We start from the raw sequence: 22331 nt of genomic DNA, 5'->3' as shown, positions 1-22331 counted from the left end.
GGCCCCTACCGGCGCCCCGTTCCTCAGTGAATGCGGCGCCGGTTTTGTATGGGCGGTGATACATACGGTAACAACCGTCAAGGGACGGCTCGGGTACTCTGGTCAGCGCTGCAAGGAATGTCGCTATCCTGTACGCTTCGGGTTGGAAAGGCCGAGGAAGTGTTCCCAAAAGCAAGGGACTCTGGCACTATGGCTGCCCTGTAATGTTATTTCTTCGCTACACAGAAAGCACGATTCATTTTGCATGACACGACCCATTTGATGGCTGCCGATTCCGATGTTTGCCCCACCTGCGGGCAAGTGATCCAGCCGCCACCGGCCTACGGGTCCAGGACCAGCACCACGCGCAAGGTTGCGCTCGGCGTGTCCGTTTTGCTGCACGTGCTGCTGGCGGCGTATGTGCTGCTGCGCAGCGACACCATTGAAAAGATTCCGCCGCCGAAGAAGGAAAGCGCGATGGTCTACATCGCGCCGCTGAAAGACAAGCCGCAACCGAAGCCGCAGCCGAAACCCACGCCCAAGCCGAAGGACACGAAAGTGGCCAAGGTGAAACCGCCGCCGGCCCCGAGCAAGCGCGTGGTCACAAAAGATGTGCCGCGCGACAAGCCGAAACTGGAAACATTCACGCCGCCGCTGGTATCGAAAGTGCCGCTGCCGCCGCCGCCCGCTGAAGACATGAGCTCGATGATCGAGCAGCGCCGCAAGCAGCGCGAGGCGCAGAACCCCGCGCCGCCGGCCGAGGAAAGCGAAAACGACCGCGCCATGCGCGTGGCCAAGGCGAATATCGCCGGCGCGCAGGGACGTAATTCCGGCAGCGACCGCGAGGATTCGGGCGGCGTGTTTTCCATCGTCAACCAGACCTCGTTCAGCGCGGAAGTCAAGTTCAAGGGCTGGAACGGCAATTTCAAGCGCAACTGGCTGAAGCAGGAAAAAGTGGAACTGGGCAATGAACCCGATATCGAGACGGCCATCATCAAGAAGATGATCCAGCTGATCCGTGCCGAAAAGCCCGGCGATTTCGTCTGGGAATCGCGGCGCCTGGGACGCAACGTCAACCTCAGCGCCAGGGTGGAAGACACGGCCGAGTTGACTGCCTTCCTGCGCCAGGAATTCTTTTCCGAGAAGCGGCCAGGCCCGGGACGGCGCTAGGCGTTCGGCACCCGCGCAATAAAAAAGGCTGCACCGTGTGAACGGGCAGCCTTTTTTTACGCAGCGTTGATCTCGATCAAGCCGGCTTGTCCGACTCCGGCTCGACGTCGTCTTCCATGTCGATCAGGTCAACCATCTGGGCCGCGCCGTCTTCGCTGATGCCGGCCAGTTCCATGATCTTGTCGTTGGCTTCGTCGATGCCGACTCTTTTCAAGGCCGAGAACAGTTGCACGGTGAACGGGAAGCCGACGCCGTCTTCATCCACATAGCTGTCGAGCTTGGCTTTCGCCTGGCGCAGTGCGTTGACCGATTCATTGCGGTTCAGCTTATCGACTTTCGTCAGGATGCAGTGGATCGGTTTGCCCGTCGGGGCGAACCATTCCAGCATCTGGATGTCCAGGTCGGTGAAGGGACGGCGCGAATCCATGATCAGGATCAAGCCGGCCAATTGCTCGCGGCGCTGCACGTAATCGCCCAGCAGGCGCTGCCAGTGCAATTTCGCCGAGCCCGATACTTCCGCGTAGCCGTAGCCCGGCAAGTCGACCAGCAGGCATTCGATCTCTTCGACGATGGTGGCATCCTTGCGGTGCTGCGCCACGTGGGCGCCGCCGATGGAGAAGTAGTTGATGTGCTGGGTACGGCCAGGTGTCTTGGAGGCGAACGCCAAGCCTTTCTGATTACACAAGATATTGATGGCGGTCGATTTACCGGCATTGGAGCGGCCGGCAAAGGCGATTTCCGGCACCGTGGTATCGGGCAGGTCACGCAATTGGTTGACGGTCGTAAAGAAGCGGGCTTGCCAGAGTTTTGACATGGGAGTAGTAAAGCAACAAAAGGGAGCGATAAGGGAGCGATAACGCCAAGAAGCTATTGTACAATAAGGGGTTGTTTATTGTTGCCGGCGTAGCAGCGATGCGGCTTGCGGCCCTGAAAATAAAGCAAAAATCCCCAGGGCGCGGCAATGTCCACCACTAATTTCTCACTGTCTCAGGGTGCCTGAATGAATCGTGCGTTTTCACCGTTTATCAAATCCATGCTGCTCGCTTTGCTGGCTGTATCGGCAACTGCCTCCGCGGTCGAAGCACCGAAACCGGCCGTCAAGGCTGACGCTGCCAAGGGCGCTACCCTGTACGCCGATGGCGATGCGGCGCGCGGCCTGCCTGCCTGCGTCTCCTGCCATGGCGCGGCCGGCAATTCGACCATCACGGTCAATCCGAAGCTGGCCGGTCAGCACGAAAGCTATATCTACAAGCAACTGGTCGACTTCACTACGCCGGAGCGCAACCAGCCCGTCATGACGACGTACGCGAAGATGCTCAGCGACGCCGACAAGAAGAATATCGCCGCCTACCTGGGCGCGCAGCTGTCCAAGCCGGGCGCCGCGAAAAACAAGGATACGATCGACCTGGGCAAGAAAATCTACCGTGGTGGCATTGCTTCCAAGCAAGTTGCCGCCTGCGCCAGCTGTCATGGCGCGACGGGCAATGGCATTCCCGTCCAGTATCCGCGCATCGCCGGCCAGCACCAGGATTACACGGTGGCCCAGCTGACGATGTTCCGCAGCACCAAGGCGGACGCCCGCAAGAACAGCGCGCAAATGCACACCATCGCCGCCCGCATGTCGGATGACGAGATCGCCGCCGTGGCCGACTATATCGCCGGCCTGAAGTAAGTTTTCATAGTGGCAAGAGATTGCCAGGCGCAGCAGCGCGCGTGAACAAGGGCGGCCGTTTCCACAGGCTGCCCTTTTTCATGGCAGGGGCCAAACAGGAGTATGCTGCCGCCTTGCGCGGAGAAACACTCTGCTCCATGCCTACATTTTCTTGAAGATTGCATATCCCGTATGAGTATCCACGTATGAGCACTGGCACGACCGGAATCGAGTTAAAGACCCAACGCCGCAGCCTGGCTGAATTCGTCGAGCTGGTCTCGTCGATGCGCTTTGCCATCAGCCTGCTGACCCTGATCGCCGTCGCGTCCATCATCGGCACCGTGCTCAAGCAAAACGAGCCCATGCCCAATTATGTCAACCAGTTCGGCCCGTTCTGGTTCGCCGTGTTCGACAAGCTGAGCCTGTATTCCGTGTATTCGGCCTGGTGGTTCCTCGTCATCATGGGCTTCCTCGTCGCCTCGACCTCGCTGTGCATCGTGCGCAATGCGCCGAAGATGCTCAAGGACATGCGCAGCTGGCGCGAAACCGTGCGCGAGCAATCGCTGCGCAATTTTCACCACAAGCTGGAATGGCAGGCACCGCTGCCGCGCGCCGTGCTGGCGCAGCTGATGGTGATGCGCCTGAAAGACGCCGGCTACGGGGCCAAGGTGATCGAGAAGGACAACGCCACCCTGGTGGCGGCCAAGCGGGGCGCGGCGAATAAATGGGGCTATATCTTTGCCCATGGCGCCATCGTCATCATTTGCGTGGGCGGCTTGCTCGATTCGGAAATGCCGATCCGCGTACAGCAATGGTTCTTTGGCAAGACGCCGTTTTCCGGCAGCGGCGTGATCGCCGATATTCCCGCCCAGCACCGCTTGAGCCTGTCGAATCCTACTTTCCGCGGCAATACCATGATCCCGGAAGGCTCGTCGAGCAACACGGCCATCATTCCCCAGGCCGATGGCGTGCTGATCCAGGATCTGCCCATCACAATTTTGTTGAAGAAATTCCACATCGATTTCTACAGCACGGGCATGCCCAAGCTGTTCGCCAGCGATGTCGTCATCACCGACCATGCAACGGGCGAGACGTTCCCGGCAACCATCAAAGTCAATCAGCCGCTGCTGTACAAGGGCCTGGCCCTGTACCAGTCGAGCTTTGAGGATGGCGGCAGCAAGCTCAAGTTGACTGGTTTTCCCATGACGGGCAAGACGACGAAACGCTTCGATATCGGCGGCGAAGTGGGCGGCAGCACGCCGCTCGAGCGCAGCGACGGCAATTCCTACACGGTGGAATGGTCGGGTTTCCGTCCCTTTAACGTGGAAAACCTCAGCGCCGGCCAGGACGTGCGCGCCGTCAACAAGACGGAAAGTTTCAACGAGAAATTCTCCGTGGGCCTCGATAAACGCCTGGGATCGGCGGCGAAAAACGCCAACAACAAGGATCTCAAGAACGTGGGGCCGTCGGTGCAATACAAATTGCGCGACAAGACGGGCCAGGCGCGCGAGTACCAGAACTATATGCAGCCCGTCACGGTCGATGGCACGACGGTGTTCCTGGCCGGCATGCGCGTCAACCCCAGCGACCCGTTCAGCTATCTGCGCATTCCCGCCGATGACAATGTCAGCGTGAACGAATGGATGCGTTTGCGTGCCGCGCTGCAAGATCCCGCGCTGCGCCAGCAGGCGGCCGCCCGCTATGCGGCGCGCGCCATGCCGCAGGCGAACGCGGAAGCCTTGCGCGGCCAGTTGCAGGAATCGGCGGCGAAAAGCCTGGGCATCTTTGCCGGCAATGGACAAGAGGGCGGTTTCCTCGCCATTTCGCGTTTCTTGGAGAAAATTCCTGCCGCCGAGCAAGAAAAAGCGGCCGATATTTTCATGAAAATCCTCAACGGCAGCCTGTGGGACTTGTGGCAGGCGGCACGCGCCCAGGATGGCTTGAAAGCCATCGAGGCCGATGACAAGCACGGCCGCTTCCTGCAACTGGCCACGAATGCGCTGTCCGACAGCTTCTTCTATGGCGCGCCCGTGTACCTGCAGCTTGACGACTTTACGGAAATCAAGGCGTCCGTGCTGCAGGTGACGCGTTCGCCGGGCAAGAGCGTGGTCTACCTCGGTTGCCTGTTCCTCGTGATCGGCGTATTTTCCATGTTTTATATCCGCGAGCGCCGCCTGTGGGTGTGGATCAAGGATGGCGAGGGCGGCAGCGAGGCCATGATGGCCATGAGCACGCAACGCAAGACGCTGGATTTTGAAAAAGAATTTGAGACTTTGAAGGCAAAGCTGCCGCAATCGGCGTAAGCTGCGCTGAGTTGGATTGGCTGAGTTTCGGGACGCTTGCGCGTTGCCGGGAATGGAGAAAATGATGGAATTGGCAAACAAGCAAATATATACGCAGGAACCAGGATTTTTCAAGCGCCTGAGCCTGATCGATTGGCTGTATGGCGCCGGCTTGCTGGCCGCCTCGCTGTTCGGCCTGATGCGTTTTGGCGCCTTCATGGATATCTATGAAAAGGTCATCCTGCTGGCCGCGGCGCCCACGTTCGCGTGGCTGGGCTGGTACTGGAAGCCCGTGCGCTGGCTGATCCCGCTGGCGGCCGTGCTGTCGCTGTTCGCCATCGAGCTGTACGCGGGCCACCTGGACATGGCGAACCAGAAATTCTTCCTGAAGTACATCTTGTCGAGCCAGTCCGCCATCCTGTGGATGGGCACCCTGTTCGTGCTGTCGACCTTGTTCTACTGGATCGGCCTGGTGGCGCGTTCGGAATTCGGCTCCTCCGTCGGCTCCCTGCTGTGCTGGGCCGGCGTGGTGCTGGGCCTGACGGGCATGCTGGTGCGCTGGTACGAGTCTTACCTGATCGGTGCCGACGTGGGCCACATCCCCGTGTCGAACCTGTATGAAGTGTTCATCCTGTTTTCCCTGATCACGGCCATGTTCTACCTGTATTACGAGCAGCACTATGCGACGCGCCAGCTGGGCGCCTTCGTCATGCTGGTCATTTCGGCGGCCGTCGTGTTCCTGATGTGGTACACGGTCACGCGCGACGCGGCGGAAATCCAGCCGCTGGTGCCGGCACTGCAAAGCTGGTGGATGAAGATCCACGTGCCTGCCAACTTCATCGGCTACGGCACGTTCGCCCTGTCGGCCATGGTGGCGGCGGCCTACCTGCTCAAATCGAGCGGCTATCTGGTCGACCGCCTGCCGTCGCTGGAAGTGCTCGACGACGTCATGTACAAGGCTATTTCCGTGGGCTTCGCTTTCTTCACGGTGGCGACCATCCTGGGCGCCCTGTGGGCGGCCGAAGCGTGGGGCGGCTACTGGTCGTGGGACCCGAAGGAAACGTGGGCGCTGATCGTCTGGCTCAACTATGCAGCCTGGCTGCACATGCGCTTGATGACGGGCTTGCGCGGCCGCGTCGCCTCGTGGTGGGCGCTGGTGGGCTTGCTGGTGACGACGTTTGCCTTCCTGGGCGTGAATATGTTCCTTTCAGGTTTGCACTCTTACGGCAAGCTGTAACGGTTTTCTGCATGACAGAAGCGTCATGAACGGCCCGGAAAAACTGGTGTAAGGTATATCCAATCACCTTTTTCCGGAGCCGCCATGTTGATCCAGCGCAGTCCCAACGGCATCGAGTTGCCGTATTCTTCCGAAATCACGCCGCGCGCCGTGTTTGAATCGCGCCGCAGCTTCATCAAGCAAGTGGCGCTGGGCTCGATCTCCAGCGCGGCCTTGCTGGAAATGGCCAGCCGCGAAGCGTTCGCGCAAGGCACGAATCCCAAACTGGCAGCCAAGCTCAATTCCGCCTATTCGGCGCTGGACAAGCAGACGGCCTATAAAGACGCTACCAGCTACAACAATTTCTACGAATTCGGCACGGACAAGAGCGACCCGGCGCAAAACGCGGGCACCCTGCGCACGCGGCCGTGGACGGTCAGCATCGAAGGCGAAGTCAAGAAACCGATGACCCTGGACCTCGACGCGCTGCTGAAGCTGGCGCCGCTGGAAGAGCGCGTCTACCGGCTGCGCTGCGTGGAAGGCTGGTCGATGGTGATTCCCTGGGTCGGTTATTCCTTTTCGGAAATCATCAAGAAGGTCGAACCGACGGGCAATGCCAAGTACGTGGAATTCATCACCCTGGCCGACAAGAAGCAGATGCCGGGCGTGGGCAGCCGCGTGCTGCAGTGGCCCTATACGGAAGGCTTGCGCATCGACGAAGCGAACCATCCACTGGCGCTGCTGACCCTGGGCATGTATGGCGAAACCTTGCCGAACCAGAGCGGCGCGCCCGTGCGCATGGTGTTGCCGTGGAAATATGGCTTTAAATCGGCCAAATCCATCGTCAAGATCCGTTTCGTCAAGGAACAGCCGCGCACGTCCTGGAACCTGTCGGCGCCGTCCGAATACGGTTTTTATTCCAACGTGAACCCGAACGTCGATCATCCGCGCTGGTCGCAGGCGTCCGAACGGCGCATCGGCGAAGACGGTTTTCTCGCGCGCAAGCGCAAGACCCTGATGTTCAACGGCTACAACGATGTCGCTTCCTTGTACGCGGGCATGGATCTGAAGAAGTTCTTTTAAGGAAAGACCATGGCCATCAATCCCTCGACCAGGCAGTTGTCGCTGTTGAAAAGCCTGATCTTTTTGCTGGCGCTGCTGCCATTCGCGCGCATGGTCTGGCTGACGTACACGGGCCAACTGGTGGAGCCGCTGGAATTCATCACGCGCGGCACGGGCGACTGGACCCTGTATTTCCTGTGCATCAGCCTGGCGGTGACGCCCTTGCGCCGCTTCACCCAATGGAATTGGCTGATCAAGCTGCGGCGCATGCTGGGCCTGTTCGCGTTTTTCTACGCGGCGCTGCACTTCACCACGTTTTTATGGTTCGATCACTTTTTCGATCTGCAGGAAATGTGGAAGGATGTGCTCAAGCGGCCGTTCATCACGGTGGGCTTCATTGCCTTTGTGTTGCTGATTCCGCTCGCCGTGACGAGCACGAACGGCATGGTCAAGCGCCTGGGCGGCAAGCGCTGGCAGTGGCTGCACCGGCTGATCTATGTGATCGCGCCGCTCGGCATTTTGCACTTCTGGTGGATGAAGGCGGGCAAGCACAATTTCGCGCAACCGATCCTGTTCGGGTGTATCGTCGCGCTACTGCTGTTAATTCGCGTATATTTTGCCTGGAATAAGCGCGTCAAAACTGCCAGGGCTGCGCATGCCGCCACCCCGGTGCGTTCCGTTTAGGTCGCCGGCACGATCACCGGTGGCGGCGGCACGGGGGCCGGTTCGACGGGGCCTTTCGCCGGTGCGCCCTTGGCCGCTGGCGGCTTGGGCAGGTACAGGGGGCCGGGCTGGCCGCAGCCGGCCAGAACGCTAGAAACCACAATGGCGATGCCGATATAAAACGCTGAGGATGACTTCACGATTAGAATCACGGTTTGATTAAGATCTTTGGAGTGTAGCATGAGCGAATCGGAATTCCTGGCCCTGGCCGAAGCCACCCTGACCCAGATCGAGGCGGCGCTGGACCGGCTGAACGATGAAGACGTGCTCGACGTCGAATGCAGCCGCAGCGGCAATGTGCTGGAAATCGAGTTCATCGATAACGGCACGAAAATCATCGTCAACAGCCAGGCTCCCATGCGTGAAATGTGGGTGGCCGCCCGTTCCGGCGGTTTCCACTACAAGCGCGTGGGCGACGAGTGGATCAACACGCGCGACGGCTCGGAACTGTTTGCGGCCTTGTCCAGCATGGCCAGCGAGCAGGCCGGCGCGCCCGTGGTGCTGAAGTAACTTTCGCCGCGGCAATAAAAAAGGGCAGCCTGCATGGGCTGCCCTTTTTGCTTGCGTAGGTCGGATGAGCGGGGCAATGCCACGCGTAATCCGACAACATGTGGCGCCGGCGTGGTGTCGGGTTACGGCCTGCGGCCTAACCCGACCTACTCCATGCGCTGCCGTCAGAATAACTCGTTCTTGACGGCTTCCTTGGCTTTTTCTTCCTCCGGCGTGCCGCGCGCCGCGCCTTCCAGGCTGCCCACGCCCGTGCCCGGCGGATTTTCCGCATAGTAGTACTCGTCGCCCACGTGGATCAGGCCTTCCGGCACGGCGCGTTCCTCGACGGGAATACTTTTCAGGGCTTTCGCCATGTAGCTGATCCAGATCGGCAAGGCCAGGCCGCCGCCCGTTTCCCGGTTGCCCAGGTTGCGCGGCTGGTCGTAGCCGATCCAGGCGATGCCCACCAGCTTGGCCTGATAGCCGGCGAACCACGCGTCGATGGAATCGTTGGTCGTGCCCGTCTTGCCTGCCAGGTCAGGGCGCTTCAAGGCCATGGCCTTATTTGCCGTGCCGAAGCGTACGACGTCGTTGAGCATGCTGTTCATCATGAAGGCATTGCGCTCGTCGATGACGCGGTTGGCTTCCTCGCCGGCCAGGTCCGGCTTGGCTTGCGACAGGATATTGCCGTCGCTATCGGTCACCTTGGCGATCAGGTACGGGTTGATCTTGTAGCCGCCGTTGGCGAACACGGCGTACGCACCCGCCATCTGCAGCGGCGTGACGTTGCCGGCGCCCAGGGCCAGGGTCAGGTACGGCGGGTTCTTGTCCGCGTCAAAGCCGAAGCGCGTCGCGTATTCCTGGCCATACTTGGCGCCGATCTTGTGCAGGATGCGGATGGAAATCATGTTCTTCGATTTCATCAAGCCCTTGCGCATGGTCATCGGGCCGTCGTATTTGCTGTCGTAGTTCTTCGGTTCCCACGCCTGGCCGCCCGTCTGGCCCGCGTCGAACGAGATCGGCGCATCGTTGATGATGGTGGCCGGCGACAGGCCCCGTTCCAGCGAAGCGGAATAGATGAAGGGCTTGAAGGCCGAACCGGGCTGGCGCCACGCCTGCGTGACGTGGTTGAACTTGTTGCGGTTGTAATCGAAGCCGCCCACCATGGCGCGGATGGCGCCGTCCGTGGTGCTGGCCGAGACGAACGCCGATTGCACTTCCGGCATCTGCGTCAGGACCCAGGCGTTGTTTTCCTGCATGACGCGGATCACGGCGCCGCGCTTGATGCGGCGGTTCGGCGCCGCTTTTTCCGACAGCCAGGCCGCGCCGAAGGTCAGGCCGGGGCCGGTAATGGTGATTTCCTCGCCGGCCGAGGTGACAGCCTGCAGCGATTTGGGCGAGGCTTGCAGCACCATGGCGGCGATGATGTCGTCGCTGTCCGGGTGGTCGGCCAGTTCCGTCTCGATCGCGTCATCGGCTTCGGACTTGGTTTTCGGAATCTCGATATACGCTTCCGGGCCGCGGTAGCCGTGGCGTTTTTCGTAATCCATCACGCCCTTGCGCAAGGCGATGTAGGCGGCGTCCTGGTCGGCCTTGGTAATGGTGGTGTAGACGTTCAGGCCGCGCGTGTAGGTGTCTTCCTTGAATTGCTCGTAGACCAGCTGGCGCGCCATTTCCGACACGTATTCCGCGTGCACGCCGAAGGCGCTGCTGTCGGTCTTCACTTTCAGCTCTTCATTCTTGGCTTCCGTGTATTGCTCTGGCGTGATATAGCCCAGCTGCGCCATGCGTTGCAGGATGTATTGCTGGCGCATGCGCGCGCGTTTCGGATTGACGACGGGGTTGTAGGCGGACGGCGCCTTCGGCAAGCCGGCCAGCATGGCCGCTTCGGCCACGGTCAGGTCCTGGATATTCTTGCCGAAATAGATTTGCGCGGCCGAGGCGAAGCCGTAGGCGCGCTGTCCCAGATAGATCTGGTTCATATACACCTCGAGGATCTGGTCCTTGCTGAGGTTTTTCTCGATCTTCCAGGCCAGCAAGACTTCATACGCCTTGCGTTTCAAGGTCTGTTCGCTGGACAGGAAGAAATTGCGCGCCACCTGCTGCGTGATGGTCGATGCGCCTTGCTTGGCGCCGCCGGTCAGGTTGTGCAGGGCCGCGCGCGTGATGCCCAGGTAATCGACGCCGCCGTGTTCATAGAAGCGGTCATCTTCGATGGCCAGCACGGCTTTCTTCATGACATCGGGAATATCCTTGATGTGCACCATGTTGCGCCGTTCCTCGCCGAACTCGCCGATCAGCACACTGTCGGACGTGAACACGCGCAGCGGCATCTTGGGCTTGTAATCGGTCAAGGTATCGAGCGCCGGCAGGTTCGGATAGGCCATGGCCAGGCCGAAGACCACCAGCAAGACGCCGACGATGCCCAGGCCCAGCAGCGATGCCAGGGCCATCAGCAGAAAACGTTTGGGTTTGCTGCCCTTGGTGGGCGGCTTCGAGCCAGCGGGGCCAGCAGATTTTGAAGATGTCATGCGTCGTATGTCTTTCGGTTAATTATGCCGGCCAATTATAAGCGAGCTTGCCGGGGTGGCAGCGCGCCGTGGCGCTTGCCGGGGGAGTGTTGAAACTTGCCGATACTCTATATAAGCGTGTATCGGCCCGCTGGCAACCAGGATTTGGTAACAATTATCCTGCGCCAGATCACGGCCCCGCCAGATAGGCGCCGCGCGCCGCAGACCCCGGCGTGAAATCCATTTACAAGCCAGTGCCGCCGGGACTAGGCTTTCGGATGGCAGGACCTCCTTCCACGCTGACGTTTCTCTATGAAAAACATGTCCATCAGCAGTTTTCTTGGCGTCGGCTTGCTGGGCGTCGACATCGCGGACGATGCCGTGCGCGTGGTCGAGCTGAGACGCCGGCGGGGAACACTGTCGTGCCGGCATTACGGCAGCGCCGCGCTGGCTGCCGGAATGATGCTTGACGGCAATGTCGAAGATTTGCCAGGTCTGGCTGCCGGCCTGCGCCTGGCATGCCGCGACAGCGGCAGTGGCTGCACGCGCGTGGCGCTGGCCATGCCGGCCACGGCACTGATCACGCACGCGATCCGCCTGCCCGCCGGGCTGCCGGAGGAACAGCTGGAAATCCTCGTGGAACTGGAAGCGGGACAATACATGCCGTTTGCGCTGGAAGACGCCAGCCTGGATTTTTTCATTCTCGGCCCCGCGCCGCCGCTTGCCGGCCAGACAGGCAGCGAGATCGACGTGCTGCTGGTGGCGGCGCGGCGTGCCAGCGTGCAGCGCCGTCTGGATGCGGCCAAGGCGGCCGGGTTGACGCCAGTCATCATGGATAGCGAGGCGCTGGCGTGCCAGGCGGCCGTTGCACAAGGGGGATGGCAAGCGCTGCCCGATGGCGGCCTCAGCTATCAGCTGGCCTGGGGCCTGGCCATGCACCGGTACGCCCGATGAAGGCCGTGGTGGAAGTGCCATGCATCAACCTTTTGCCGTATCGCCAGGCGGCACGCCGCAGGCGTATTCAGCTGCTGCTGTGGCAACTGGCCGGCGGGGCGCTGCTGGGATTGCTGCTGGCCTTGGCGGCAGGCGCCTGGCTGCAGCATCAGCTCGACGCGCAGCTGCACCGCCAGGAGGGCTGGCGCAATGCCATGCAGCAAGTCAATACCGTTCTCGCCACCGGCAAGCGGGTGCAGGGTGAAACGGCGGCCCTGCTGCTGCGCCAGCAGGCTATTGCCCGTTTGCAAGAACAGCGCAATGCCTGGGTGCGCATGCTGCAAGCCTTGGCCCAGGCGATGCCGGCCGGCGTGGCCTTGCATAGCGTGCGCCAGGAAACGGCGATGGTGCGCCTGCAAGGGCAGGCCGCTTCACAGGAAAAGGTCGCGGCATTGCTGCTGGCGCTGGCGCAGGCCGCGCCCTGGTCCAGGCCGGAAGTGATGGAAGTGCGCGGCGCGGCCGATGGCGCCGTGGACTGGACGATACGGCTGGCTTTGTCACCCGCTGAGCAATCTTAGTCGTGGAGGTTGATCATGCTGAGCTTGAAGATCGCGTCGCTGTGGCCGTTACCGGCGCGCCTCGCTTGCGCTGCCCTGGCCTGTACGCTGGTGGCCGCCCTGCTGCACCTTGCGTGGCTCGATGGACTGATGGCTGCCGTGCGTCTGGCGCACGGAGAGGAGGGCCGCCTGCGCGCCGCCTATCTGGCGGCGCAGACCAGGGCCAGCCAGTTGCCGCAGTGGCGCGCGCAGCAGCGCCAGGCGGGCGCCGAGCTGGCGCTGCTGGAACAGCAATTGCCCGACCAGCAAGCGATGGCGGTGCTGTTGACGGACATTAACGCCGCCGGCCAGTCGCGCGGTCTGCAATTTTCACTGTTCAAGCCGGGCGTGGCGCGGCCGCAAGCGCCGTATGTCGCCTTGCCGATCGCCATCCAGTTGCGCGGCGGCTATCACGCCATGGGCGCACTGCTGGCGGACCTGGCGCGCCTGCCGCGCATCGTCACTGTGCATGAACTGGCCTTGACCCTCGGCAAGGATCGCTTGCTGACCCTCGATGCCGTGCTGCAGGCGTATCGCCTGCCGGAAGCGGGGGAGCGGGCGGCGCAAGCGGCATTGCCGCTCAAGGCGGACGCGCCCGTGGCTGTGCCGGCATGGCGTCCGCTTGCCGCTGTCGCGCCGCAGCCCTACGATGCTGCCGCCCAGGCCGATCCATTTGATGCCTTGACGCCCGCGCCCGCGCCGGGACAGCGGGGCGGTGTGGCGGGGCCCGACCCCCGCCGTGTGCGCGAACCGCTGGAAAGCGTCGCCTTGCCGGCCATCCGCATGGTCGGCAGCGTGCAGCAGGACGGGCGCCTGAACGCGCTGCTGCTGGCGGGCCAGCGCGTGTACCGGGTGGCGGTGGGCCAGCATCTGGGGCAAGACCACGGCGTGGTGACGGACATCAGTGAACAGGCCGTGCAGTACCGTGAATTGCTGCGCGAGGCGGACGGCCCCTGGCGCGAGCGGCGCGGCAGCCTGACCTTGCAGGTGGCGGGGGCGAAGGCCGGCCTGCCGGAGGCGGCGCCATGAGGCCGCGCCGCATGCTCCTGGCCGCCATGCTGTGTCTGCATGCCTGCGGCCTTGCCCAGGAGGCGGTGGTGCACGTGTCGGCCCCGCGCCCTTACGCGGGCGAGAAGATATCCGTCGATTTCCAGAACGTGGGCGTGCGCGCGGCCCTGCACATCCTGGCCGACGCGTCCGGGCAAAACATCATCGCCAGCGACAGCGTGGCGGGCAATGTGACCCTGCGCCTGCGCGATTTGCCGTGGGACCAGGCGCTCGACGTGCTGCTGCAGGCCAAGGGCCTGGACATGCGGCGCAATGGCAACGTGCTGTGGATCGCGCCGCGCGAGGAAATCCTCGCGCGCGAAAAACTGGAGCTCGAAACGCGCGCGCAGATCGCCGAACTGGAACCCTTGCAGTCGGCCATCTTTCAGCTCAACTACCAGAAGGCCGAAGCGTTCCGCACCGTGTTCGGCCTGGACGCGGGGGAAGGGCGCAGCCGCCTGCTGTCGCGCCGTGGAAGCGTGCTGATCGAGCCGCGCACGAATCAGCTGTTCGTCACCGACGTGCCGGCGCGCCTGGAACAGATCCGCCAGCTGATCGACAAGACGGATATCGCCACGCGACAAGTGATGATCGAGGCGCGCATCGTCGAGGCGAACGACAGTTTCAGCCGCAACCTGGGCGCCCGTCTGGGTTTTACGGACCAGCGCCTGGCGGCGGGGCAGGTACCCGGTTTTTCATTGGGCGGCAGCGGGCGACGGGCGGCCATCGGCGGCACGTATCAGGGCGTGGGCGAGACGACGGGGCAAACGGTGGCGGGCGCCGGCGCTTTCGTGCCGAACACGCAGTTCGTCAACTTGCCGGCCGCCAGCATCAATGGCTTGCAGCCGGCCAGCTTCGCCCTGAGCCTGTTTTCGGCGGCTGCCAACCGTTTTTTGAACCTGGAACTGTCCGCGCTGGAAGCGGACGGCAGGGGCAAGATCATTTCCAGCCCCCGCGTGGTAACGGCGGACAAGGTGCTGGCGCTGATCGAGCAGGGCATCGAGCTGCCGTACCAGGTGGCCACCAGCAGCGGCGCCACGTCGATCACGTTTCGCAAGGCGAATTTGCGCCTGGAAGTGACGCCGCAGATCACGCCGGACGGCAACGTGGTGCTGGAAGTGGACGTCAACAAGGATAGCGTGGGCCAGGAAACCCGTTCCGGCTTCGCCATCGACACCAAGCACGTGCGCACGCAGGTGATGGTGGAAGACGGCGGCACGGTGGTGCTGGGCGGCATCTACCAACAGTCGGAACGGGGCACGGACAGCAAGGTGCCGCTGCTGGGCGACATCCCCGTGCTCGGTGTTTTTTTCCGCAGCAGGGGCCGCAGTCAAGAAAAAACGGAACTGATGGTGTTTATTACGCCGAAAATAGTGGCAGATCGGCCAGCAACACGTTAATGTCACATCTTTACGTTTAAGTAACAATGCAAACGAAAGCGGACTGATGGCGACTATGCGGAATTTTTCTTTTGGCAATACTTCTTGGAGTAGGGTATCGAACTGGCTGGCTTTGCTGGTCATTGGCACTGTACTGGCCGCGTGTGGCGGCGGTGGCGGTGATCCGACCCTGGGCGTCAAGGATGGCGCGAATGCCGGTGTCGGCAGTGTGGTACTGGTGGCTGGCGCAACGACGATTGTGGCTTCGGGCGCGGACGGCACGGAAGTCGTGCTGACGGCAGTGGTGAAAAATCCCGGCAATAATGCCATGGCAGGCCAGACGGTGACCTTCACGGCCAGTTCCGGCACCATCAGCAACACCAACCGCGTGACGGACGCGAATGGCACGGTGACGGAAAAACTCAGCGTGAAAGGCGATGCGAGCTTGCGCGACATCACCATCAAGGCCAGCAGCGGCGGCATCGAATCGGCCCCCGTGGTGGTCAAAGTCGTGCCCGTCACCTCCGGCATTGCCAGCTTGCTGCTGACGTCTTCCGGCGGCACCCTCGCTTCCTCGGGCGGTACCGCCGTCAACATGATCGCTTTTGTCAAAGACGCCAACAATGCCGTCGTGCCTAATGCCAGCGTGACGTTCAGCGCCGATTCGGGCGCGCTGGGTGCGACGAAGGTCAATACCAATGCCCAGGGACAGGCGCTGGTCAGCCTGAATACGGGTGGCGACGCCAGCTTGCGCACGATCAAGGTCACGGCCAGCGCCGGCGCACAGACGGCCAGCACGGACATCGGCGTCAGCGGCACCCGGCTGGTCATCAGTGCCTTTTCGACGGTCAACCTGAAGACGAGCACCGACATGGTGGTCAAGCTGGTCGATTCGAGCGGCAATCCCCTCGTTGGCAAGCCGGTGACATTCAGCGCCCGCAGCAATGCCATCACGGTCAAGGGCGGCGGCGGCAGTCCAGCGCTGACCGACAACAACGGCCAGCTGGTGTTGAGCTATAACGCCCAGACGGGCAGCAGCGACAGCATCAGCGTCAAGGCGCAGGGTGACAGCGTCGTGTTGCCAATTGCAATTAATGCATCGAACTTCACGATCAATGCCGTATCGGGCAGCAATGTTGTGTTAGCGACCCTGAACACGAATACCTGTTATGCGGTGACGGTGCATAGCGATGTGGCTGGCGTGCCACAAACGGGCAATGTGCGTTTCAGCACGTCGCGCGGCGCCATCTACCAGGATGCCGCCTGCGGCACACCATTGCAGGCGCCGCTGGCGCTGGTGGGCGGCAATGCCATAGCCTACGTGAAAGCCAGCGGCGCCGGCCTGACCGCCCTGACGGCGAAGTACGAAGACAGCGGCGTCTTGGTGCAGTCGGAAGTGGAGTTCGTTGCGCCACTGACGGCCCAGGCCACGATCAGCCTGCAAGCCGACCCGGCGGTCATCGGCGCCAACACGGCCGGCAGCACGGCGCAGCGCAGCGCCTTGCGTGCCATCGTGCGCGATGGCACGGCGGAAAACAACCTGGTCAAGAATGCGCAGGTGAGCTTCTCGATCCAGGCCGATGCCAGCAATGGCTCCCTGAGTTCCCCTTCGCTGGTTGCCACTGACAGCGATGGCGTGGCCACGGTCAGCTATATCGCGGGGCAGGGCACCACCGGCGTCGATGGCGTCGTTGTCAAGGCACAACTGCAGGGCGTGTCGAGCAATGCCGCCACGGTCAAGCTGACGGTGACGAAAAAATCGCTGTTCATCAGCGCCGGCAGCGGCAACGCGCTCGACGCCTCCGACAGCAGCACCTACCGCAAGACGTATAGCGTGTTTGTGACGGATGCCGCCGGTAATCCCGTGCCAGACGTGATCATCACGGCCGCTGCCTGGCCCCGCTATTATTACAAGGGTTATTTGCAATATTCCCTGCTTGCCCAGTCGTGGATAGTCGTCAGGACAGCGAACGCATGTGACAATGAAGACCGAAACCGCACTGGCGCCTTCGATCCGAATAACGACCTTAACCTGAATGGCCGTCTCGACCCGGGCATTCCGCTCAATCTGTCGACCGGCGGCAAGACGGACAGCTCGGGAACGGCGATGGTTACCCTGACTTATCCGCGCGACAGAGCCAACTGGCTGGACGTCGAATTGACGATTCGCGGCAATAGTTCCGGGACGGAGGCAACTTATGTCGGTTACACTTTGCTTCCGGGGCTGGCTACGGACTTTAACCGCGTGGATGTTTCACCTCCAGGCGTCATTAGTCCGTATGGACAAGCCACTGATTGTCGTAATCCAAATTAACTGTCGCAGCACATGCAAAATCTGTTTTTAGTAGGCCTCATGGGCGCAGGCAAGACCACGATCGGGCGCATCCTGGCCCGCAAGCTGGGCTTGCGCTTTGTCGATTCCGACCACGAAATCGAGGCACGCACGGGAGCGACCATCCCGTGGATCTTCGAAATCGAGGGTGAGGCCAGCTTTCGCCGGCGCGAGGCCGAGGTCATCCGCGACCTGAGCGCCCAGGAAGGCATCGTCATGGCCACGGGCGGCGGCGCCATCCTCAACGCCGACAGCCGCGCCTACCTGAAGGAGCGGGGCACGGTCGTCTACCTGCGCGCCAGCGTCAGCAACATCCTCGCGCGCACCAGCCACGACAAGAACCGCCCCCTGCTGCAGACGGCCGACCCGCGCGGCAAGCTGGAAGAATTGACGGCGCAGCGCGAGCCCCATTACATGGAAGTGGCCGACATTGTCATCGACACGGGCCGTCCTAACGTACAATCGATGGTTCAGACCATCCTGATGCAGCTGGCCAGCCTCGAATGCGAGGCCTCGCCCAACTGCGTCATTCATGCAGAGCCTTCGATGAACGAGCAATCCAAAATGTTGTTGAGCGTAGACCTCGACGAACGCAGTTATCCGATCGCCATCGGTCCCGGCCTGCTGGCCGATGCCGATGCGCTGCTGCGCCATATCAGCGGCCACAAGGTGGCCATCGTCACCAATACCACCGTCGCGCCGCTGTACCTGGGCCGCCTGCAGGCGGCGCTGGCCAGCGATGGCCGTGAAGTGATCAGCATCGTCCTGCCGGACGGCGAAGAATATAAAAACTGGGCCAGCCTGATGCAGATCTTCGATGCGCTGCTGGCCAATAAATGCGACCGCAAGACCACCCTGGTGGCGCTGGGCGGCGGCGTGATCGGCGACCTGACCGGCTACGCGGCCGCGAGCTACATGCGCGGCATCGGCTTCGTGCAGGTACCGACCACCCTGCTGGCGCAGGTCGATTCCTCCGTCGGCGGCAAGACGGGCATCAACCACCCGCTGGGCAAGAACATGATCGGCGCCTTCTACCAGCCGCGCGCCGTGATCGCCGACACCTCGACCCTGGAAACCTTGCCGGCGCGCGAGCTGTCGGCCGGCCTGGCCGAAGTGATCAAGCATGGCGCCATCATCGATGCCGCGTTTTTCGACTGGATCGAGGCGAACATGGCCAAGCTGATGGCGCGCGACAAGGGCGCGCTCGCGTATGCGATCGCCCGCTCGTGCGAAATCAAGGCCGACGTGGTGCGCCAGGACGAGCGCGAAGGCGGCTTGCGCGCCATCCTGAACTTCGGCCACACCTTCGGCCACGCCATCGAGGCGGGCCTGGGCTACGGCCACTGGCTGCACGGCGAAGCCGTCGGCTGCGGCATGGTGATGGCGGCCGACCTGTCGTGCCGCATGGGCTATATCGACCAGGCGGCAGTGGAGCGCGTGCGCAAGCTCGTCGCCGCCGCCGGTCTGCCGGTCAAGGCGCCCGACCTCGGTGTCGACCGTTGGCTGGAATTGATGGAAGTGGACAAGAAGAACGAGGGCGGCGCCATCAAGTTCATCCTGTTGAAACCCTTGGGCAGCCCGTGCATCACGTCCGCGCCGCACGAACTTGTGCTGGCCACCCTGGCCGCCGGAGTGCAATAACATGCTGCCCGAAGACTTCCTTGCTCCCTATGCGGCCCATTCGGCACAGGGGCAGGGACGTCGCTTTTCCGAGGCGGCGCACGCCTCGCGCAGCCAGTTCCAGCGCGACCGCGACCGCATCATCCATTCCTCGGCTTTCCGCCGCCTCGAATACAAGACCCAGGTTTTCCTCAACCACGAGGGAGACCTGTTCCGCACGCGCCTCACGCACAGCCTGGAAGTGGCACAGGTGGGCCGCTCCATCGCGCGCAACCTGCGCCTGAACGAAGACCTGGTCGAAGCCATCGCGCTCGCGCATGACCTGGGCCACACGCCGTTCGGCCACGTGGGCCAGGACGTGCTCAACGAGTGCATGCGGGAGCACGGCGGTTTCGAGCACAACCTGCAAAGCCTGCGCGTGGTCGACACGCTGGAAGAGCACTACGGCGCCTTCGACGGCTTGAACCTGATGTTCGAGACGCGCGAAGGCATCTTGAAGCACTGCTCGCTGGCGCATGCGCGCGAACTCGGGCCCGTGGCCCAGCGCTTCATCGACCGCACGCAACCGACCCTGGAAGCGCAGCTGACCAACCTGGCCGATGAAATCGCCTACAACAGCCACGATATCGACGATGGCCTGCGTTCGGGCCTGATCAGCATCGCCCAGCTGGAAGAAGTGGCATTCTTCGGCCGCCTGTGGCGCGACGTGCAGCAGGCGTTTCCCGGCCTGTCGGGCCGGCGCGCCATCTACGAAACCCTGCGCCGCCTGATCACGGCCCTGGCCGACGATCTGATCGTCACGTCGACGGCCCTGATTGCGGACGCCGCTCCCCGCGATGTCAGCGAAGTGCGCGCCAGCCCGCCGCTGATCCGTTTTTCGGACGCCATGCGCACGGACGCGACGGAGCTGAAGCGCTTCCTGCGCGCGAACCTGTACCGCCACTACCAGGTCAACCGCATGCGCGTCAAAGCGAGCCGCATCGTGCGCGAACTGTACGACAGCTTCATGGCCGAACCGGCGCTGCTGCCGCCCGATTATCAGGTCAGCGGCGATGATGTGACAAAGCAGGCGCGCAAGATCGCCGACTACATCGCCGGCATGACGGACCGCTACGCGATCCGCGAGCACCGCCGGCTGTATTCTCTCGACGAGCTGTAACGGTCACTGCGTGGACTGCATCCCCGCCTTCATGTCGGGTTACGCCGTGCCGGCTAACCCGACCTACCAATGCAAGCGGTCATGGGGAATCTGACGTAGGTCGGATTAGCGCAGCGTAATCCGACATGTCTGCGCGATACCACGACACTTCATGCCAGCAAGGTTGTCGGATTACGCGCTGGCGCGCCTCGGCGGCCCCGCTAATCCGGCCTACTCCGCATTGTCGATCCTGTCAATCGGCATGATCATCTAGGTTCCCGCACGATCACCCCAATACCCCTGTAGCCCCTTCTTTTCTATCATGGCAGCAAGTCAACAAGGGCTTGCCGCCCATAGTCAAGGAGAGTGTCATGATCGAATCGCGCCGCAGTTTCTTGCGCGCCTTGCCCGCCATTACCGTCGGGGCAGCCATCGCGCCGCTGCCCGGCAAGGCCGCCACCAGGGGCGAGGGCGGGCAGCGTTGGGCGATGGTGGTCGACGTGCAGAAATGCATCGGCTGCCAGGCGTGCACGGTCTCCTGCATCATGGAAAACGCCGTGCCGGAAAACAGCTTCCGCACCGTCGTCTCGACCTATGAAGTCAAGGAAGAGAACCGCTGCGGCACCTATATGCTGCCGCGCCTGTGCAACCACTGCGCCAATCCTCCCTGCATTCCCGTCTGTCCCGTGGGCGCCACCTTCCAGCGCAAGGATGGCGTCGTCGTCGTCGACGGCGACCGTTGCGTGGGCTGCGCCTACTGCGTGCAGGCTTGTCCCTACGATGCGCGCTTCATCAACCACGAGACGGGCAAGGCCGACAAGTGCACGTTCTGCGCGCACAGGGTCGACGAAGGCTTGCTGCCGGCCTGCGTGGAAACCTGCGTGGGCGGCGCGCGCATCTTCGGCGACCTGAATGATCCGGACAGCATGGTGCACCAGCTGCTGACCGAGAACAAGGTGAAGGTGCTCAAACCCGAGCAGGGCACCCAGCCCCACGTGTTTTACCTGGGACTGGACACGCGCTTCGCCGGCCACGTCGAGGGCGAAGCGACTCTTTGGCAACCGAGCAAACACGGGAAATAAACCATGGACAGCCACATCACCGAAATTGTCAACGTCACGCGCGAAGCGGCATGGCTGCCGTGGGCGGTGCAGTATTTTTTCCTCATCGGTCTCAGTTACGGCAGCTTCATGCTGACCCTGCCGTACTTCGTCTTCGGCCGCAAGGCGTATGAACGCCTGGGACGCATCGCGCTGCTGGCGTCCCTCGTCTGCGGCATGACGGCGCCCGTGGCGCTGCTGGCCGACTTGCACGGGCCGGGCCGCTTCTACCATTTCTATATTTACTTCCAGCCGCAGTCGTGGATGTCGTGGGGCTCGTTCTTCATTCCCCTGTATCTGGGCTGCTTGATGCTGTACGCGTGGCTGGCGCTGCGCGTGGACTTCGCCACGCGGGGGCAGGGTCAGGACCGCCTGGCCTTTGCCTATCGCCTGCTGGGACGTGGCGGCGCCGCATCGCGCAAGGCCATCGTCACCGCCGCCGCCTTCACCCTGCTGGCCGCCTTCGTGGTGGGCCTGTACACGGGCATGGAAGTGATGGTGGTGCGTGCCCGTCCCCTGTGGTTTACGCCCTTCCTGCCGGCGCAATTTGCCGCCACGGCCTTTGTCGGGGCGGTGGGCCTGGCGCTGCTGTTCAACCGCTTCCTGCCGGGCCGCGACCAGGCGCTGGAAGTGTCCTTGAACCGCGCGCTGGCCCTGTCGCTGGCGCTGGTGCTGGCCCTGGGCGGCGGCTGGCTGTTCGTCAGCCTGTCCGGTGTGAGCGCCAGCCACAGCATGGCCTTTACCCAGGTGGCGGGCATGCCGCAATGGCAGTTCACGGCCGTCTGGGCCGTTCTGTCGTCCATCGTGCCGATGGCCCTGGCCATCTGGCGTCCCGCCACGAGTGGCCTGGTCAATGGCCTGATCGCGCTGCACAGCGCCTGGATGATGCGCTGGACGATCTTCATCGGCGGCCAGAACATCCCGAAGACGGGCGCGGGCCTGTACGACTACCACCTGCCGATGGGGAACGACGGCTTGATGGGGATTATCGGCACGGCGGGCCTGTGGATCGCGCTGCTGTTGCTGATGCTGGAATTTTTGCCATGGGCCGGACGCGTCGTCGCTGCACGCAGCCGTCCCGCCATGGCCACGCACTGAGGAGTC

The 22331-nt window shown here is 62.6% G+C and carries 18 protein-coding genes and 1 pseudogene; 16 read left to right on the top strand and 3 right to left on the bottom strand.

What is annotated here, in order from left to right; translation table 11 throughout:
* Positions 1-261 precede the first annotated feature (261 nt).
* A complete protein-coding gene (locus AC0V2Y_RS26005; protein ID WP_475413746.1) occupies positions 262-1149 on the top strand; it encodes a hypothetical protein in 888 nt (295 codons plus the stop codon).
* Between the two features lie 76 nt (positions 1150-1225).
* On the opposite strand, the gene yihA is transcribed toward AC0V2Y_RS26005, so the two are convergent.
* Entirely contained in the window at positions 1226-1963 is a 738-nt protein-coding gene (gene yihA / locus AC0V2Y_RS26000) for a ribosome biogenesis GTP-binding protein YihA/YsxC (protein WP_070221698.1), read from the bottom strand.
* Between the two features lie 186 nt (positions 1964-2149).
* On the opposite strand from yihA, the gene AC0V2Y_RS25995 reads away from it, so the two are divergent.
* The 5 genes from AC0V2Y_RS25995 (at position 2150) to AC0V2Y_RS25975 (ending at position 8044) form a co-directional block, all read left to right on the top strand.
* A complete protein-coding gene (locus AC0V2Y_RS25995; RefSeq protein WP_152252303.1) occupies positions 2150-2821 on the top strand; it encodes a c-type cytochrome in 672 nt (223 codons plus the stop codon).
* 185 nt (positions 2822-3006) lie between these two features.
* On the top strand, positions 3007-5103 hold the full coding sequence (locus tag AC0V2Y_RS25990; RefSeq protein WP_475413747.1) for a cytochrome c biogenesis protein ResB: 2097 nt from the start codon (positions 3007-3009) through the stop codon (positions 5101-5103).
* A gap of 64 nt (positions 5104-5167) precedes the next feature.
* The gene (ccsB, locus tag AC0V2Y_RS25985; protein WP_475413771.1) at positions 5168-6319 is read left to right on the top strand and encodes a c-type cytochrome biogenesis protein CcsB; all 1152 of its coding nucleotides are present in this window, start codon (positions 5168-5170) and stop codon (positions 6317-6319) included.
* Positions 6320-6403: 84 nt separating this feature from the next.
* Positions 6404-7381, top strand: coding sequence for a protein-methionine-sulfoxide reductase catalytic subunit MsrP (gene msrP / locus AC0V2Y_RS25980; RefSeq protein WP_475413748.1), 978 nt, complete (start codon positions 6404-6406; stop codon positions 7379-7381).
* A 9-nt stretch (positions 7382-7390) separates the two neighbouring features.
* Positions 7391-8044 (top strand): protein-methionine-sulfoxide reductase heme-binding subunit MsrQ, encoded by a 654-nt coding sequence (locus AC0V2Y_RS25975; RefSeq protein ID WP_475413749.1) that lies wholly within the window; start codon positions 7391-7393, stop codon positions 8042-8044.
* Here AC0V2Y_RS25975 and lptM read toward each other — a convergent pair.
* Positions 8041-8223: an LPS translocon maturation chaperone LptM gene (lptM, locus tag AC0V2Y_RS25970; RefSeq protein WP_070221692.1), complete on the bottom strand. Its 183-nt coding sequence runs from the start codon at positions 8221-8223 to the stop codon at positions 8041-8043. The two genes, AC0V2Y_RS25975 and lptM, sit on opposite strands and share 4 nt — an antisense overlap.
* Positions 8224-8263: 40 nt before the next feature.
* On the opposite strand from lptM, the gene cyaY reads away from it, so the two are divergent.
* Entirely contained in the window at positions 8264-8593 is a 330-nt protein-coding gene (cyaY, locus tag AC0V2Y_RS25965; RefSeq protein ID WP_092802037.1) for an iron donor protein CyaY, read from the top strand.
* Positions 8594-8757: 164 nt separating this feature from the next.
* Here the strand turns inward: cyaY and AC0V2Y_RS25960 are convergent, their stop codons facing one another.
* On the bottom strand, positions 8758-11103 hold the full coding sequence (locus AC0V2Y_RS25960) for a penicillin-binding protein 1A (RefSeq protein ID WP_475413750.1): 2346 nt from the start codon (positions 11101-11103) through the stop codon (positions 8758-8760).
* Positions 11104-11403: 300 nt separating this feature from the next.
* Here AC0V2Y_RS25960 and pilM point away from each other — a divergent pair, with 300 nt between their 5' ends.
* From pilM to nrfD, 9 genes and pseudogenes are all read left to right on the top strand, one after another.
* On the top strand, positions 11404-12036 hold the full coding sequence (pilM, locus tag AC0V2Y_RS25955) for a pilus assembly protein PilM (RefSeq protein WP_475413751.1): 633 nt from the start codon (positions 11404-11406) through the stop codon (positions 12034-12036).
* Positions 12033-12593: a PilN domain-containing protein gene (locus tag AC0V2Y_RS25950; RefSeq protein ID WP_475413752.1), complete on the top strand. Its 561-nt coding sequence runs from the start codon at positions 12033-12035 to the stop codon at positions 12591-12593. The genes pilM and AC0V2Y_RS25950 overlap by 4 nt, the downstream gene beginning before the upstream one ends.
* A gap of 15 nt (positions 12594-12608) precedes the next feature.
* Positions 12609-13640 (top strand): pilus assembly protein PilP, encoded by a 1032-nt coding sequence (locus tag AC0V2Y_RS25945; protein ID WP_475413753.1) that lies wholly within the window; start codon positions 12609-12611, stop codon positions 13638-13640.
* A 92-nt stretch (positions 13641-13732) separates the two neighbouring features.
* Positions 13733-15058, top strand: a pseudogene (locus AC0V2Y_RS25940) (type IV pilus secretin PilQ); the annotation flags it as partial.
* 112 nt (positions 15059-15170) lie between these two features.
* On the top strand, positions 15171-17351 hold the full coding sequence (locus AC0V2Y_RS25935) for an Ig-like domain-containing protein (RefSeq protein WP_475413754.1): 2181 nt from the start codon (positions 15171-15173) through the stop codon (positions 17349-17351).
* Between the two features lie 39 nt (positions 17352-17390).
* Positions 17391-19010, top strand: coding sequence for a bifunctional shikimate kinase/3-dehydroquinate synthase AroKB (gene aroKB / locus AC0V2Y_RS25930; protein WP_475413755.1), 1620 nt, complete (start codon positions 17391-17393; stop codon positions 19008-19010).
* Position 19011: 1 nt separating this feature from the next.
* Positions 19012-20148, top strand: a complete 1137-nt coding sequence (locus tag AC0V2Y_RS25925) for a deoxyguanosinetriphosphate triphosphohydrolase (protein ID WP_475413756.1) — start codon at positions 19012-19014, stop codon at positions 20146-20148.
* A gap of 350 nt (positions 20149-20498) precedes the next feature.
* Entirely contained in the window at positions 20499-21209 is a 711-nt protein-coding gene (gene dsrO, locus AC0V2Y_RS25920) for a sulfate reduction electron transfer complex DsrMKJOP subunit DsrO (protein ID WP_475413757.1), read from the top strand.
* Positions 21210-21212: 3 nt separating this feature from the next.
* On the top strand, positions 21213-22325 hold the full coding sequence (nrfD, locus tag AC0V2Y_RS25915) for an NrfD/PsrC family molybdoenzyme membrane anchor subunit (protein ID WP_475413758.1): 1113 nt from the start codon (positions 21213-21215) through the stop codon (positions 22323-22325).
* Positions 22326-22331 lie beyond the last annotated feature (6 nt).

This window comes from Janthinobacterium sp. BHSEK (assembly GCF_056174685.1).
Note: the sequence above shows the minus strand (reverse complement) of the source record. Positions and strands in the feature narration are given on the sequence as shown.

Bases quoted from the DNA above. Each gene is read 5' to 3' on its own strand.
- AC0V2Y_RS26005 (WP_475413746.1), top strand. From the start codon at position 262: ATGGCTGCCGATTCCGATGTTTGCCCCACCTGCGGGCAAGTGATCCAG.
- yihA (WP_070221698.1), bottom strand. From the start codon at position 1,963: ATGTCAAAACTCTGGCAAGCCCGCTTCTTTACGACCGTCAACCAATTG.
- AC0V2Y_RS25995 (WP_152252303.1), top strand. From the start codon at position 2,150: ATGAATCGTGCGTTTTCACCGTTTATCAAATCCATGCTGCTCGCTTTG.
- AC0V2Y_RS25990 (WP_475413747.1), top strand. From the start codon at position 3,007: ATGAGCACTGGCACGACCGGAATCGAGTTAAAGACCCAACGCCGCAGC.
- ccsB (WP_475413771.1), top strand. From the start codon at position 5,168: ATGGAATTGGCAAACAAGCAAATATATACGCAGGAACCAGGATTTTTC.
- msrP (WP_475413748.1), top strand. From the start codon at position 6,404: ATGTTGATCCAGCGCAGTCCCAACGGCATCGAGTTGCCGTATTCTTCC.
- AC0V2Y_RS25975 (WP_475413749.1), top strand. From the start codon at position 7,391: ATGGCCATCAATCCCTCGACCAGGCAGTTGTCGCTGTTGAAAAGCCTG.
- cyaY (WP_092802037.1), top strand. From the start codon at position 8,264: ATGAGCGAATCGGAATTCCTGGCCCTGGCCGAAGCCACCCTGACCCAG.
- AC0V2Y_RS25960 (WP_475413750.1), bottom strand. From the start codon at position 11,103: ATGACATCTTCAAAATCTGCTGGCCCCGCTGGCTCGAAGCCGCCCACC.
- pilM (WP_475413751.1), top strand. From the start codon at position 11,404: ATGTCCATCAGCAGTTTTCTTGGCGTCGGCTTGCTGGGCGTCGACATC.
- AC0V2Y_RS25950 (WP_475413752.1), top strand. From the start codon at position 12,033: ATGAAGGCCGTGGTGGAAGTGCCATGCATCAACCTTTTGCCGTATCGC.
- AC0V2Y_RS25945 (WP_475413753.1), top strand. From the start codon at position 12,609: ATGCTGAGCTTGAAGATCGCGTCGCTGTGGCCGTTACCGGCGCGCCTC.
- aroKB (WP_475413755.1), top strand. From the start codon at position 17,391: ATGGGCGCAGGCAAGACCACGATCGGGCGCATCCTGGCCCGCAAGCTG.
- AC0V2Y_RS25925 (WP_475413756.1), top strand. From the start codon at position 19,012: ATGCTGCCCGAAGACTTCCTTGCTCCCTATGCGGCCCATTCGGCACAG.
- dsrO (WP_475413757.1), top strand. From the start codon at position 20,499: ATGATCGAATCGCGCCGCAGTTTCTTGCGCGCCTTGCCCGCCATTACC.
- nrfD (WP_475413758.1), top strand. From the start codon at position 21,213: ATGGACAGCCACATCACCGAAATTGTCAACGTCACGCGCGAAGCGGCA.